The organism is Azospirillum agricola (assembly GCF_017876095.1).
GTDB classification, from domain to species: domain Bacteria; phylum Pseudomonadota; class Alphaproteobacteria; order Azospirillales; family Azospirillaceae; genus Azospirillum; species Azospirillum agricola.
This window is the reverse complement of the sequence record NZ_JAGINM010000009.1, coordinates 143,928-156,832: the sequence shown is the minus strand read 5'-3', so window position 1 is coordinate 156,832 and position 12,905 is coordinate 143,928. Positions and strand designations below refer to the sequence as shown.

The 12,905-nt window shown below is 70.1% G+C and carries 14 protein-coding genes; 8 read left to right on the top strand and 6 right to left on the bottom strand.

From position 1 onward, the window contains the following. Window positions 1–159: 159 nt before the first annotated feature. The 3 genes from hemJ to hemE all read right to left on the bottom strand — a co-directional run bounded on the left by hemJ (window position 160) and on the right by hemE (window position 2,854). Entirely contained in the window at window positions 160–588 is a 429-nt protein-coding gene (gene hemJ, locus J2847_RS15540; RefSeq protein WP_085555544.1) for a protoporphyrinogen oxidase HemJ, read from the bottom strand. 39 nt (window positions 589–627) lie between these two features. Next, window positions 628–1,698, bottom strand: coding sequence for a ferrochelatase (gene hemH, locus J2847_RS15535; RefSeq protein ID WP_209779828.1), 1,071 nt, complete (start codon window positions 1,696–1,698; stop codon window positions 628–630). Window positions 1,699–1,816: 118 nt separating this feature from the next. Then, the gene (hemE, locus tag J2847_RS15530) at window positions 1,817–2,854 is read right to left on the bottom strand and encodes a uroporphyrinogen decarboxylase (RefSeq protein ID WP_209779934.1); all 1,038 of its coding nucleotides are present in this window, start codon (window positions 2,852–2,854) and stop codon (window positions 1,817–1,819) included. 448 nt (window positions 2,855–3,302) lie between these two features. On the opposite strand from hemE, the gene J2847_RS15525 reads away from it, so the two are divergent. The 5 genes from J2847_RS15525 to dnaQ are packed head-to-tail and all read left to right on the top strand — an operon-like array spanning window position 3,303 to window position 6,950. Continuing rightward, entirely contained in the window at window positions 3,303–4,157 is an 855-nt protein-coding gene (locus tag J2847_RS15525; RefSeq protein WP_085555542.1) for a pyruvate, water dikinase regulatory protein, read from the top strand. Further along, window positions 4,154–4,771, top strand: a complete 618-nt coding sequence (locus tag J2847_RS15520) for a Maf family protein (RefSeq protein ID WP_209779943.1) — start codon at window positions 4,154–4,156, stop codon at window positions 4,769–4,771. Before J2847_RS15525 ends, J2847_RS15520 begins: the two co-directional genes overlap by 4 nt. Further along, window positions 4,768–5,607: a shikimate dehydrogenase gene (locus J2847_RS15515; RefSeq protein ID WP_209779827.1), complete on the top strand. Its 840-nt coding sequence runs from the start codon at window positions 4,768–4,770 to the stop codon at window positions 5,605–5,607. The genes J2847_RS15520 and J2847_RS15515 overlap by 4 nt, the downstream gene beginning before the upstream one ends. 7 nt (window positions 5,608–5,614) lie before the next feature. Further along, the gene (coaE, locus tag J2847_RS15510) at window positions 5,615–6,274 is read left to right on the top strand and encodes a dephospho-CoA kinase (RefSeq protein WP_209779826.1); all 660 of its coding nucleotides are present in this window, start codon (window positions 5,615–5,617) and stop codon (window positions 6,272–6,274) included. Beyond that, window positions 6,267–6,950: a DNA polymerase III subunit epsilon gene (gene dnaQ / locus J2847_RS15505; protein ID WP_209779825.1), complete on the top strand. Its 684-nt coding sequence runs from the start codon at window positions 6,267–6,269 to the stop codon at window positions 6,948–6,950. The genes coaE and dnaQ overlap by 8 nt, the downstream gene beginning before the upstream one ends. 9 nt (window positions 6,951–6,959) lie before the next feature. Here the strand turns inward: dnaQ and J2847_RS15500 are convergent, their stop codons facing one another. From J2847_RS15500 to J2847_RS15490, 3 genes are all read right to left on the bottom strand, one after another. Continuing rightward, window positions 6,960–7,934 carry a quinone oxidoreductase family protein gene (locus J2847_RS15500; protein WP_209779824.1) on the bottom strand — a complete coding sequence of 325 codons (975 nt, stop codon included), beginning with the start codon at window positions 7,932–7,934 and terminating at the stop codon, window positions 6,960–6,962. Between the two features lie 51 nt (window positions 7,935–7,985). Next, complete coding sequence (locus J2847_RS15495; protein WP_209779823.1) at window positions 7,986–8,477, bottom strand: methylated-DNA--[protein]-cysteine S-methyltransferase; 492 nt, start codon at window positions 8,475–8,477, stop codon at window positions 7,986–7,988. 67 nt (window positions 8,478–8,544) lie between these two features. Continuing rightward, complete coding sequence (locus J2847_RS15490) at window positions 8,545–10,656, bottom strand: thioredoxin domain-containing protein (RefSeq protein ID WP_209779822.1); 2,112 nt, start codon at window positions 10,654–10,656, stop codon at window positions 8,545–8,547. Between the two features lie 191 nt (window positions 10,657–10,847). Here J2847_RS15490 and J2847_RS15485 point away from each other — a divergent pair, with 191 nt between their 5' ends. The 3 genes from J2847_RS15485 to mnmE are packed head-to-tail and all read left to right on the top strand — an operon-like array spanning window position 10,848 to window position 12,811. Further along, complete coding sequence (locus tag J2847_RS15485) at window positions 10,848–11,099, top strand: DUF6489 family protein (RefSeq protein WP_085555534.1); 252 nt, start codon at window positions 10,848–10,850, stop codon at window positions 11,097–11,099. Further along, window positions 11,096–11,455: a (2Fe-2S) ferredoxin domain-containing protein gene (locus J2847_RS15480; protein WP_209779821.1), complete on the top strand. Its 360-nt coding sequence runs from the start codon at window positions 11,096–11,098 to the stop codon at window positions 11,453–11,455. The genes J2847_RS15485 and J2847_RS15480 overlap by 4 nt, the downstream gene beginning before the upstream one ends. A gap of 24 nt (window positions 11,456–11,479) precedes the next feature. Further along, window positions 11,480–12,811, top strand: coding sequence for a tRNA uridine-5-carboxymethylaminomethyl(34) synthesis GTPase MnmE (mnmE, locus tag J2847_RS15475; protein WP_209779820.1), 1,332 nt, complete (start codon window positions 11,480–11,482; stop codon window positions 12,809–12,811). Window positions 12,812–12,905: the final 94 nt, after the last annotated feature.

Below are 12,905 nucleotides of genomic sequence, written 5' to 3'. Positions count from 1 at the left end.
GTGCCCGGCTCAAGAACAGAGCGTCGGATCGGCAGATGTGGGTGTGGGGTGCCACGGGACGAAAAACCCCGTGGTTGAAACAGACTTATCGGATCGGCGGCGCCAAGTCAAACGAAAGCGGAACCGCCGGGCCGTGGAACCCCCGCTTTTTTCCCCGAATCAGAAGGGTTTGACGATCACCAGGACGACGATGCCGATCATCAGCAGGGTCGGCGCCTCGTTGGCGATCCGGTAGAAGCGCTGCGACCGGGTGTTGCGGTCCTGGGCGAAGGCCTTCTGCCAGCGGCCCATCATGATGTGGGCGGCGGTCATCAGCAGGACCAGCAGGATCTTGCCGTGCAGCCAGCCCTGCTTCATCCAGGCCGGCTCCAGCACGATCATGGTGATGCCGAAGACGTAGGCGGCGGTCATCGCCGGATCCATGATGGCGCGCAGCAGGCGCCGCTCCATGACCTTGAAGGTTTCCGACGCCTCGGATCCGGGGGCCGCCTGGGTGTGGTAGACGAACAGGCGCGGCAGATAGAGCAGCCCGGCCATCCAGGCGATGATGCTGACGACGTGCAGCGCCTTGATCCACAGATACAGCACCGGACAACCCCCTCGTTCCGTCTTGGTGTCTTCGTTGGGTCAGCGCCCCGGCTGCGGACAGCCGGAGAAGGTGGCGGGGCAGAGCCGGCCGCCGTTCTGCGAGCAGGCCGGCCTGTCGCTGACCAGCGTCTGGCCGACCAACCGCACCAGCCCCTCGATGAAGGCGGGGTGCACGCCCACCGTCGGCACGCGGGTGAAATGCGGCACGCCGGCCTCCTTGGCCAGGTGGCGGTACTCGATCTCGATCTCGACCAGCGTCTCGGAATGCTCCGACACGAAGGCCATCGGCACCACCAGGATCGGCACGCCGTCGCGTCCGGCCCGCCGGATCTCCTCGTCGGTGCTGGGCCCGATCCACTCCATCGGCCCGACCCGGCTCTGGTAGCAGCTCACCCAGTCGAGATGGTCGACGCCGAGCGCGGCGGCGATGGACTCGGCGGTCCGCTCGCATTGCCACTGGTAGGGGTCGCCGCCGGTCACGACCTTCTTGGGCAGCCCGTGGGCGGAGAACAGGACGCGCGGCGTCCCGAACGCCCGCGCCGCCTCGTAGAGCGGCCGGATCCGGTCGGCGGCGGCATCGATGAAGCCGGCCTGGGTCGGGTAGCAGCAGACCAGCCGGGTCGGCGCCGTCAGCCCGACCGTATCGGCCGCCTGACGCCACGCCTTGGCGCTCGACGCGGTCGTCGTCGTCGAGAATTGCGGGTAGAGCGGCAGAAGCACGACCAGATCCGGGTCGTACGCCTTCACCTTGGCCGCCGTCTCGGCGCTCATCGGGTGCCAGTAGCGCATGGCGATGAAGACCCGCGACTCCGTTCCAGCCAATCCCGGGTTGGATCCGAGCTGGGCTTCCAGCGCCGCGGCCTGCGCCTCGGTGTTTTCCAGCAGCGGCGACTTGCCGCCGAGATGGGCGTAGATGGCCGTCGCCGGCTTGGCCCGCCGCCCGGAGATCAGGCTGGCGACCAGGAAGCGCAGGGGGTTCGGCAACCGGATGATCGCCGGGTCGGCGAACAGGTTGAACAGGAACGGCCGGATCGCCTCGGGGGCGTCGGGGCCACCGAGGTTGAAGAGGACGACGGCAAGGCGTCGCGGGGGGGACGAGGGCGCGGGCATGGAGCGGTAAACTGGAGCGTCGCCGCGTCCGTGTCCAGTCCCCTGCCCTCAACTTTCTCGGCGGCTTGACCGCCGGCCCTCGGCGGGGGCGGATCCGAGGGCGGACCGCCTCCAGCCCTCAGCCGCGCTCCGGCCAGCGGCGGATCTGGTCGGCGAGCGCGCCGACATGCTCCGGCGGCGTGGTCTGGATGACGCCGTGGCCCAGGTTGAAGACGTAGGGGCGGTCGCAGAAGGCTTCGAGGATCTCCGCCGCCCCCTCGCACAGCGCCTTGCCGCCGGTCGCCAGCAGGATCGGATCCAGATTGCCCTGCACCGGCAGACGGGTCTGGAGGTTGCGCGCCGCCCACAGCGGCGACACGGTGGTGTCGAGCCCGACGGCGTCGACCCCGCTGTCCGCCACATAGTCCTGATAGGCGTGGCCGGCCCCGCGCGGGAAGCCGATGATCGGCGTGTCGGGGTGGCGCGCCTTGACCAGTGCGACGATCCGCCGCGTCGGCTCGATGACCCAGCGGCGGAACGGACCGATCGGCAGGACCCCGGCCCAGCTGTCGAAGAGCTGGACCACCTCCGCCCCGGCCTCGATCTGGGCGCACAGGTAATCGGCGGTGACCTCGACCAGCAGGTCGATGAGCCGCGCGAAGCCCGCCGGATCGCCGTAGGCCCAGCGCTTGACGTGGGCGTACTCCTTGGACCCTCCCCCCTCGACCATGTAGCAGGCGATGGTCCAGGGAGCCCCCGCGAAGCCGATCAGCGTGGTGTCGGGCGAGGCGTTGGCCGGGATGGCCGTGGTGAGCCGCCGCACCGTCTCGTAGACCGGCTCCAGCGTCTGGTGGAAGCGGTCGCGCGACAGGCGGGACAGCTCCGCCGCGCTGCGGATCGGGTCGAGCTTCGGCCCTTCCCCCTCCAGATAGGCGAGCGGCTGGCCGAGCGCGTGCGGCACCACCAGGATGTCGGAGAACAGGATCGCCGCGTCCATGCCATAGCGGCGCAACGGCTGGAGGGTGACCTCGACCGCGAAGTCGGGGTTGTAGCAGAGGTCGAGGAAGCTGCCGGCCTTCGCCCGCAGCTCGCGGTACTCCGGCAGGTAACGGCCGGCCTGACGCATCAGCCAGAAAGGCGGACGCGACCGCGTCTCGCCGGCGAGCGCGGCGAGCATCGGCTTCAGGGCGGGCTTGGCGGCGGTGTCGGGCGTGCTGGAAGCGGACAAGACGATGCGTTCCCGGTCGGGTTTGTTCCTACCTCTTCACTATTCTTTTTAAAGGGAGAAAGGAAGAGGAGGTGGTGGATGCCTGTGGATAACGGTGATCCCCGTCCTCCCCGGATTCATCCACAGATCCGGGGCCGGATCCGGGGCTGTGCGTCAGCCTGTGGACGATTCGGAGGGCTACCCGCGGAAACGGCGGAAATGCTATAGATGGAAGCGCGGGAGTCCCGTGGATAACACCGTGGCGAACGGCGGATTCTCCCAGCTTGCGGACCGGTCGGCCGACTTGTTCGGCGGGGGGCCGCGAGGGGGACGGGGAGTCCCGGATTCTGTATGGAACGGAGGGGGATCCGGTTGTCCACAGGTTGGCGCCGAATTCTCCACAGCATGTTGGGGACGGATGAAACAGTTCCATCTACATCTCGTGTCCGATGCGACGGGCGAGACGATCAACAGCGTGGCGCGCGCCTGCGTGATCCAGTTCGACGACGTGCGTCCGGTCGAGCATTTCTGGAACCTGGTCCGCACCGACCGTCAGCTCGACCTCGTGCTGGAGGGGATCAAGGACAAGCCCGGCCTCGTCATGTTCACCCTGGTGGATGAGACGTTGCGCCGCAGGCTCCAGGATTTCTGCCGCGAGATGCAGGTGCCCTGCATCCCGGTGCTGGATCCGCTGATCAACGCGCTCGCTGCCTATCTCGGCGTCGAATCCCAGCGCCAGCCCGGCCGCCAGCACGCGCTGGACGCCGAATATTTCAGCCGCATCGACGCGGTGGACTTCGCGCTGTCGCACGACGACGGCCAGTCGAACTGGGACCTGCACGAGGCCGACGTCATCCTGATCGGCGTGTCGCGCACCTCGAAGACGCCGACCTGCATCTATCTGGCCAACCGTGGCATCAAGGCGGCCAACATCCCGCTGGTCCCCGGCACCAGCCTGCCGGCGGAGGTCGATCTGCTGACCCGTCCGCTGATCGTCGGGCTGACCAAGGATCCCGACCGGCTGGTCCAGATCCGCCGCAACCGCCTGAAGCTTCTCAACCAGGGCGAGACCTCGACCTACGCCGATCCGGAAATCGTCCGCAACGAGGTGACGGAAGCGCGCCGCCTGTTCAGCCGCCGCAAATGGCCGGTCATCGACGTCTCGCGCCGCTCCATCGAGGAGACGGCGTCGGAGATCATGATGCTGCTCGCCCGCCGCCAGACCGGCGGCCTGATGCCGGACGGGCGCAAGCCCGAGGGCGGCATCTCGTGAGCGCTTCCGCCGCAGGCGCGCCGACGCTGGTCCTCGCCTCCGGTTCGCGTACCCGCGCCGCGATGCTGGAGCGCGCCGGCCTGACCGCCATCCTCGACAAGCCGCTGGTCGACGAGGAGGAGGTGAAGCTCGCCGGCCGCGCCGAGGGCGTGCCGGCCGACGCGGTGGCCGAGGCCCTGGCCGAGCTGAAGGCGCAGCGCGTCACCCGCCGCCATCCGCGCGCGCTGGTGATCGGCGCCGACCAGATGCTGGAGTGCGAGGGCGTCTGGTTCGACAAGCCGGCCGACCGCGCCGCCGCCCGCGACCAGCTTCTCGCCCTGCGCGGCAAGACCCATCAGTTGGTGAGCTGCGCCGTGGTGGTGCGCGACGGCGAGCGGCTTTGGCACAAGATCGACCGCGCGAAGCTGACCATGCGGCGCTTCAGCGACGCCTTCCTCGACGAGTATCTCGATCGCGTCGGCGACGACGCGCTGCATTCGGTGGGCGCCTACCAGCTGGAGGGGCTGGGTGCCCAGCTGTTCCAAAAAGTCGACGGCGACTTCTTCACCATCCTCGGGCTGCCGCTGCTGCCGCTGCTCGGGTTTCTGCGCGTGCACGGAGCGGGGACGGAATGACGATCAGCGGCAAGGCGAAGCTGGCCGGGGTGATGGGTTGGCCGATCGGCCATTCGCGCTCGCCCCGGCTGCATGGGCATTGGCTGGAACGCTACGGCATCGACGGGGCCTATGTCCCGCTGGCGGTGGCGCCGGAGCGCGCCGAACAGGCGATCCGCGCCCTGCCCGCCTTGGGCTTTCGCGGCTGCAACGTCACGGTGCCGCTGAAGGAGATCGCCTTCCGCACCGTCGACCGGCTGGACGACACCGCGCGGCGCATGGGCGCCGTCAACACCATCGTCGTCCACGAGGACGGCACGCTGGAGGGCGGCAACACCGACGGCTTCGGTTTCCTGGAAAGCCTGAAGGCGGACCGGCCGGACTGGTGCGCCGAACGGGGGCCCGCCGTGGTGGTCGGTGCCGGCGGTGCCGCGCGGGCGGTGGTCGTCGCCCTGCTCGACGCCGGCGCGCCGGAGGTTCGGCTGATCAACCGCACCGACGCGCGCGCCGAGGAACTGGCCGCCGACATCGGCGGGCCGATCACGGTGGCGCCGTGGGTTTCACGTGAAACGGCGCTGGAGGGCGCCGCCCTGCTGGTCAACACCACCACCCAGGGCATGACCGGCCAGCCGCCGCTCGACCTCGACCTGCGCGCCCTGCCCGTCGCGGCGGTCGTCAACGACATCGTCTATGTGCCGTTGGACACCCCGTTGCTGGCGGCGGCGCGGCGGCGCGGCAACCCGGTGGTCACCGGCATCGGCATGCTGCTGCACCAGGCCCGCCCCGGCTTCGCGGCCTGGTTCGGCGTCGAGCCGGAGGTGACGGCGGATCTGGCCCGCTTCGTGCTGGAAGGGTGAGCGGTCGATGATCGTGCTGGGCCTGACCGGCTCCATCGGCATGGGCAAGAGCACGGCCGCCCGCATACTGGCGGCGATGGGCGCGCCGGTCTGCGATTCCGACGCGGTGGTTCACGGCCTGCTCGCCAGGGGCGGCCGCGCGGTGCCGGCCATCGATGCCGCCTTTCCCGGCGCGGTGATCGACGGGGCGGTGGACCGCCGGGCGCTGGGGACCGCCGTGTTTGGCAACCCGGCGGCCTTGAGCCGGCTGGAAGCCATCCTCCACCCGATGGTCCAGGCGGCGCAGCGCGACTTCCTCGCCCGCGCGGCGCGGCGCGGCGCCAGGGTCGCGGTGCTCGACATTCCCCTGTTGTTCGAGACCGGCGGTGAAAACCGCGTCGACGTCACCGTTGTGGTCTCGGCCCCCTTCGTCGTGCAGAAGGCGCGGGTCCTCGCCCGCCCCGGCATGACGGTGGAGAAGTTCGCCGGCATCCTCGCCCGCCAGACCCCGGACGGGGAAAAGCGGCGGCGCGCCGATTATGTCGTGCCGACCGGGGCCGGTCGCCTGGTGACGCGGCAAGCGCTTCGGTGCATTGTGCGCGACCTTCGCGGGCGCCGCGGCCGGCACTGGCCGGTGCGCGGCTACCAACCGAAGTTTGGGAAATCAGGGCGGACACATCATGCGTGAAATCGTTCTCGACACCGAGACCACGGGCTTCAAGCCGGAGGAGGGGCACCGGCTGGTCGAGATCGCCTGCGTCGAGCTGGTCAACCATGTCTCGACCGGCGAGCGCTTCCACGTCTACATCAATCCCGAGCGCGACATGCCGGCCGAGGCTTTCGCGGTCCACGGGCTTGGCAACGAATTCCTGGCCGACAAGCCGGTCTTCGCCGACGTCGCCGCCAGCTTCGTCGAATTCATCGGCGACGCGCCGTTGGTGATCCACAACGCCGCCTTCGACATGGCCTTCCTGAACTGGGAGCTGAAGATCGCCGGCTATCCGACGATGCCGAAGGAACGGGCCATCGACACGCTGGCGATGGCGCGCAAGAAGTTCCCCGGCTCGCCGGCCACGCTGGACGCGCTGTGCAAACGTTTCGGGGTCGACAATTCGAACCGCACGCTGCATGGCGGCTTGATCGACGCGCAGCTTCTGGCCGACGTCTATCTGGAGTTGCTCGGCGGCCGGCAGGCCGGTCTGGCGCTCGCCTCCGGCCCGGCGGCGAAGGGCGGCGGCGGTTCGTCCGTCCGCATCGACCGTCCCTTCCGCGAAGCCCGTGTTTTCGCCGTCAGCGAGGAGGAGACCGCCGCGCACGCCGATCTCCTCAAGAAGCTGAAGAACCCGCTCTGGCTGGCGGAATAGTCCCGTCCTTTACGGAAGCAGCACCGTCGAGCCGGTGGTCTCCCGCGCTTCCAACGCCCGGTGCGCGGCGGCGGTGTCGCGCAGCGGGAAGCTCTGGTTGACCTTGATGGTCACGCCGCCGGCCTTCACGGCGTCGAACAGATCCGCCGCCGCCCCCATCAGATCCTCGCGCTTGGCGACGTAGGTGAACAGCGTCGGCCGGGTCACGTAGAGCGATCCCTTGGCCGCCAGCACCCCGAGATCCAGCGGCTCCGGGGCGCCCGACGCGGCGCCGAACAGCGCCATCAGCCCGCGCGGTTGCAGGCAGTCGAGCCCCTTCAGGAAGGTGGTCCGGCCGACCCCGTCATAGACCACCGGCACGCCCTGCCCGTTGGTGATCTCCTTCACCCGTGTCACGAAATCCTCGCGGGTGTAGACGATGGCGTGGTCGCAGCCGTGCGCCTTGGCAAGCTCGGCCTTCTCGTCCGAGCCGACGGTGCCGATGACGGTGGCGCCGAGATGCTTGGCCCATTGGCAGAGCAGCAGCCCGACCCCGCCGGCCGCCGCCTGCACCAGGATGGTGTCGCCCGGCTGCACTGCGTAGGTCGAGCGCAGCAGATACTGCGCGGTCAGCCCCTGGAGCAGCATGGCGGCGGTCGCCTGCTCGTCCATCCAGGAGGGCAGCGGCACCAGCCGGTCGGCGGGGACCAGCCGTGCCTCGGCATAGGCGCCGATCAGCGGCGCGTAGCCGACGCGCTCGCCCGCCTTCAGGGTGGTGACGTCCGGCCCGACCGCCTCGACGACGCCGGTCGCGGCGGTGCCGAGGATGGCCGGAAAGGCCGGCAGCTTGTAGGCGCCCGACCGATGGTAGGTGTCGATGTAGTTCAACCCGACCGCCGTCTGGCGGATGCGGACCTGGCCGGGGCCGGGGTCCCCGACCTCGATCTCCTCCCAGCGCAGAACCTCGGGCCCGCCTTGCTCGTGGATGCGGATCGCGTGAACCATGGTGGCGTCGTTCCCTATCGTTGTGGTTCGTCGGTGTCTCTCATGCGCCCGTCACAGCAGGGCGAGCTGCGCCCTGGCCGGTTCCGGCCGCTCCGGCGCGTGGCGGCATTCCAGGTCGAGCAGCCAGGCTTTCGTCTCCAGCCCGCCCTGCCCCGAATAGCCGCCGGCGGCACCACCGCTGCCGAGCACGCGGTGACAGGGAATGATGATCGGGATCGGGTTTGCGCCGCAAGCCCCGCCGATGGCCCGCGGCCCGCTGCCCAGCGCGCGGGCCATGCCGCCATAGGTCGCGGTGCCGCCATAGGGGATCGCCAGCATCGCCGACCAGACGCTCTGGCGGAACGGCGTCCCCGCCGGCTTCAGCGGAAGATCGAAGTGGCGGAGCGTTCCGGCGAAATACGCCTCCAGCTGCCGCGCCGCCGCGTCGAGCACGGCGTCGGGCCGGTCGCCGTCGACGCGGCCCCAGCTCACCCCGGTCAGGGCGCCGTCCGCGCTGGACAGCAGCAGGTCCCCGAGCGGGCTGCCGACGGTCAAACGTCCCATCGCGAGACTCCTTATAATGGATTGGGGCTGGATAATGGATTGTGGCTGGGTGAAGGGCCGGCTCCGGTCATGGCCGGTCCTGCGTGGGATGGGCGGACGGCAGGGCCACGGCCAGATCCGCCGGCGTCGTGACCGGCGCCGAGCAGGTCATGCCGGCGCAGACATAGGCGGTGGCCCGGCCGTCCCTCATGCCCTTGCCCTGGGCGGGATGGCCGGCGGGCAGATCCGCCCCCGGCGGCAGCAGCGTCAGGATGCGGTTGGGCAGCGACCGTTCCAGCACGGTCCGGCGCAGCGCCTCGGTTTCCGCCGCGCCGGGCGGGCCGACGATGACGATCTGCAAGGGCGCGTGCAGCCGCTCGACCGCGTTGAGGAAGGTCGGCAGCGGGAAGAAGTTGCGATTCAACTCGCCGGAGAAGGCGGCGGCGAGCGCCTCGGCGCGCTCCCGGTAACGGTCCTCGCCGGTGCGGTGAAACAACGTCGCCAGCACGGCCAGCATGGTGCCGTTGCCGTTGGGCGTGGCGTTGTCGAAGGCGCTCTTGGTGCGGACGATCAGCCCTTCGGCGTCGTCGGCGGTGAAGAAATAGCCGCCCTTCCCCTGGTCCCAGAAATGGGCGTCGAGCACCGCGGCCCAGGCCCGCGCCTGGTCGAGCGCCGCCGGATCCCCCGTCGCCTCGTGCAGCGCCAGGGCGGCGCGGGCCATTCCGGCGTAATCGTCGAGCATGCCGGGGGTGCGGGTCTGGCCGCCGCGCCAGCTGTGGTGCAGCCGGTGGTTCCCGTCCTGCATCCGGTCGCGCACGAAGGCGTAGGCCCGCCCGGCGGCGGCGATCCAGTCCGGCTCGTTCAGCGCCATCCCGGCGTGGGTCAGCGCCGCGATCATCAACCCGTTCCAGTCCGCGAGAACCTTGTCGTCCCAGCCCGGCCGCACCCGACGCGCCCGCGCCCGCAGCAGCGTGTCGCGGGATGCCGCCAACTTCGCCTCGGCCTCCGCGCCGGCCAGATCCAGCCGGCCCAGCCGGTTCAGGATGTTGGTGCCCTCCCAGTTGCCATGGGCGGTGACGTCGTAGACCTGCTTGAAGAAGCCGGCCTCGGAGCCGAGCAGCCGGTCGATCTCCGCCTCGCTCCAGACGTAGAAGCGGCCTTCCTCTCCCTCGCTGTCGGCGTCGAGCGTCGCGGCGAAGCCGCCGCCCTCGGCGACCATCTCGCGCAGCACCCAGCCGGCCGTCTCGCGGATGCGCGTCTCGAACAGGGGATCGCGCGTCTCCTGCCAGACCAGGGTCAGCAGGTCGAGCAGCATGGCGTTGTCGTACAGCATCTTCTCGAAATGCGGCGCCAGCCAGCGTTCGTCGACCGAGTAGCGGGCGAAGCCGCCGCCGAGATGGTCGTAGATGCCGCCCTGCGCCATGTTGGCGAGCGTGGTCACCACCGCCTCGCGGAACGGAGCCTTTCCGCTGCGCTGCCACGCCCGCCACAGCAGCTCGAACAGGGGGACCTGGGGGAATTTCGGGGCCGAGCCGATGCCGCCATGGACCGGATCCACCTCGCGCAGCAGGCGCGCCGCGATCTCGTCGAGCACGCCGGCTCCGATGGTCTCGGCGGTTCCGGCGGCGCGGTTCTCGGCCATCCCGTTCAGGGCGTCCTTCAGGGCGGAGACGTTGCGGGTGACCTTGTCCGGCTCCTCGGCGTAGGTCCCGGCGACGCCGCGCAGCACATCGGGGAAGCCGGCGCGGCCGTAGCGCGGCGCCGGCGGAAAATAGGTGCCGCCCCAGAAGGGCTCCGCCTCGGGGGTTAGGAACATGGTGAGCGGCCAGCCGCCCTGCTGCCCGAGCAGCGCCAGGGCCGACTGGTAGATCTGGTCGACGTCGGGACGTTCCTCGCGGTCGACCTTGATGTTGACGAACAGCTCGTTCATCAGCCCGGCGATGGCGGGATTCTCGAAGCTTTCATGGGCCATGACGTGGCACCAGTGGCAGGCGGCGTAGCCGACCGACAGCAGCACCGGCTTGTTCTCGGCGCGGGCGCGGGCGAAGGCCTCCGGTCCCCAGGGCATCCAGTGGACGGGGTTGTCCTTGTGCTGGAGCAGGTAGGGGCTGGTCTCCCGGCCCAGCCGGTTGGCGCTGGGCTGGTTGGCGCTGGGCTGGTTGGCACTGGGCAGGCTGGCACCCGGCGGTTCGGCCGTCATGGCGGGTTCCCATCGGTGAGGCGTTGGACAACGAGACGTTCGGAAACCAAATGGCGCGGAGGTGGCGTTGCGCCAACGCACCCTATCTGTATAGTGGGGCATGAGGCGATGCGGCGCTCAACCCTAAAAATTCACCCTCGAACACTCACCTTGGCGGGCCCCCGGCCCGCCCGCGTCGAAAGGGTTTGGGCATGAAGATCAGCATCGACATCGACTGCACACCCGAGGAGGCCAGGCATTTCCTCGGCCTGCCCGACGTGAAGCCGATGCAGGACGCCATGATGCGGGAGATCCAGGACCGCATGCAGGCCAATCTCCACGCCATGGACCCCGAAACCATGCTGAAGACCTGGCTTCCCGCCGGCATCCAGGGCATGGAGCAGATTCAGAAGATGTTTTGGACCCAGATGGCCTCGGCCCTGGGGCAGGAAGGACGAAAGTGAGCGATCAGACACCCTATTTCGAAGCCCATGTCTTTTGTTGCACCAACCGCCGCCCCGACGGTCACAAGCGCGGTTCCTGCGCCGCCCATGGGGCCGAAAAGCTTCGCGACTACATGAAGGCCCGCGCCCGCGAACTGGGGTTCGACGGCAAGGTCCGCGTCAATTCGGCCGGCTGTCTCGACCGCTGCGAGCTCGGCCCCACCCTGGTCATCTATCCGGAGGGCGTCTGGTACACCTACCGCAGCACCGCCGACGTCGACGAAATCCTGCTGACCCATCTGCGGGACGGCCGCCGGGTCGACCGTCTGATGCTGACGGCCGAACAGCGGGAACTCCGTCCCGACCAGCGCGGCTGATCAGTTCATGACGATGGCATTGCCATGACCGCGACGATCTTCGCGCTCGCCACCGCCCCCGGCCGGTCCGGTGTGGCGGTGGTTCGCGTTTCGGGGCCGGCCTCGGGCGCCGCCCTCGCCGCCCTCACCCGCCGTCCGCCACCGGAACCGCGCCGCGCCGTGCTGGCGAGCCTGCGCGATCCGGCGACCGGCGACGCGCTGGACGACGCGCTGGTGCTGCGCTTCGCCGCCCCCGCCAGCTTCACCGGCGAGGATGTGGTCGAGCTTCACCTCCATGGCGGGCGCGCGGTGGTGTCCGGCGTGATCGAGGCGCTGTCGGCCCTGCCCGGCCTGCGGCTGGCCGAGCCCGGCGAGTTCACCCGCCGCGCCTTCGAGAACGGCAAGCTCGACCTGACCGAGGCGGAAGCCGTCGCCGACCTGATCGACGCCGAGACCACCGCGCAGCGCCGGCAGGCCCTGCGCCAGATGGAGGGCGCGCTCGGCCGGCTCTACGAGGGTTGGCGCGACCGGCTCACCCGGTCGCTCGCCCACATCGAGGCCGACATCGACTTCTCCGACGAGGATTTGCCCGGCGGCGTGGCCGACGCGGTGCGCCCCGTGGTCGAGAGGCTGGTCGCGGAGATCGCCGGGCATCTCGACGACGGCGGCCGTGGGGAGCGGCTGCGCGAGGGGCTGCACATCGCCATCGTCGGCGCGCCCAACGCCGGCAAGTCGAGCCTGCTGAACGCGCTGGCCCGCCGCGACGCGGCCATCGTCTCGGCCCGCGCCGGCACGACGCGCGACGTCATCGAGGTCCATCTCGACCTCGGCGGCTATCCGGTGGTGCTCGCCGACACGGCCGGCCTGCGCGAGGCCGCCGACGACGAGGTGGAGGAGGAAGGCATCCGGCGGGCGAGGGACCGGGCGACGCGCGCCGACGTGAAGGTCGCCGTCTTCGACGCCACCGCCCTGCCCGGCCTCGACCCCGCCACCGTCGCCCTGATCGACGCCGACACGGTCGTCGTCGTGAACAAGAGCGACCTGTCCGGCGCTCCCGTTCCGGTGATCGCCGGTGTGACGCCGGTGCTGCTTTCCGCCCGCAACGGCGACGGGCTGGCCGAGCTGGAAAAGCGTTTAACGGCGTTTAGCGCCGACCGGCTGGCGGTGGGCAGCACACCCAGCCTGACCCGCGCGCGGCACCGCGCCGCCCTCGACGAGTGCCGGCTCGCCCTGCTCCGCGCCCTGTCGGCGCCCCTGCCGGAGCTGGCGGCGGAGGACATCCGGCTGGCCAGCCGCGCGCTCGGCCGTATCACCGGGCGGGTCGATGTCGAGGATTTGCTGGACATCATCTTCCGGGATTTCTGCATCGGCAAATAGACCGGCGGCGAATGGACCGGTGCGGGCGGCCGCTGCGGGCGGCGATTCGGCGCCCGTGTTTCACGTGAAACATGGGTGCCGCGATCCGGCGGCG

Coding starts and splice junctions, on each gene's coding strand:
- hemH (WP_209779828.1), bottom strand. CDS start 1,698: ATGCCCGCGCCCTCGTCCCCCCCGCGACGCCTTGCCGTCGTCCTCTTC.
- J2847_RS15490 (WP_209779822.1), bottom strand. CDS start 10,656: ATGACGGCCGAACCGCCGGGTGCCAGCCTGCCCAGTGCCAACCAGCCC.
- J2847_RS15525 (WP_085555542.1), top strand. CDS start 3,303: ATGAAACAGTTCCATCTACATCTCGTGTCCGATGCGACGGGCGAGACG.
- J2847_RS15500 (WP_209779824.1), bottom strand. CDS start 7,934: ATGGTTCACGCGATCCGCATCCACGAGCAAGGCGGGCCCGAGGTTCTG.
- coaE (WP_209779826.1), top strand. CDS start 5,615: ATGATCGTGCTGGGCCTGACCGGCTCCATCGGCATGGGCAAGAGCACG.
- hemE (WP_209779934.1), bottom strand. CDS start 2,854: ATGCTCGCCGCGCTCGCCGGCGAGACGCGGTCGCGTCCGCCTTTCTGG.
- J2847_RS15495 (WP_209779823.1), bottom strand. CDS start 8,477: ATGGGACGTTTGACCGTCGGCAGCCCGCTCGGGGACCTGCTGCTGTCC.
- dnaQ (WP_209779825.1), top strand. CDS start 6,267: ATGCGTGAAATCGTTCTCGACACCGAGACCACGGGCTTCAAGCCGGAG.
- J2847_RS15485 (WP_085555534.1), top strand. CDS start 10,848: ATGAAGATCAGCATCGACATCGACTGCACACCCGAGGAGGCCAGGCAT.
- J2847_RS15515 (WP_209779827.1), top strand. CDS start 4,768: ATGACGATCAGCGGCAAGGCGAAGCTGGCCGGGGTGATGGGTTGGCCG.
- mnmE (WP_209779820.1), top strand. CDS start 11,480: ATGACCGCGACGATCTTCGCGCTCGCCACCGCCCCCGGCCGGTCCGGT.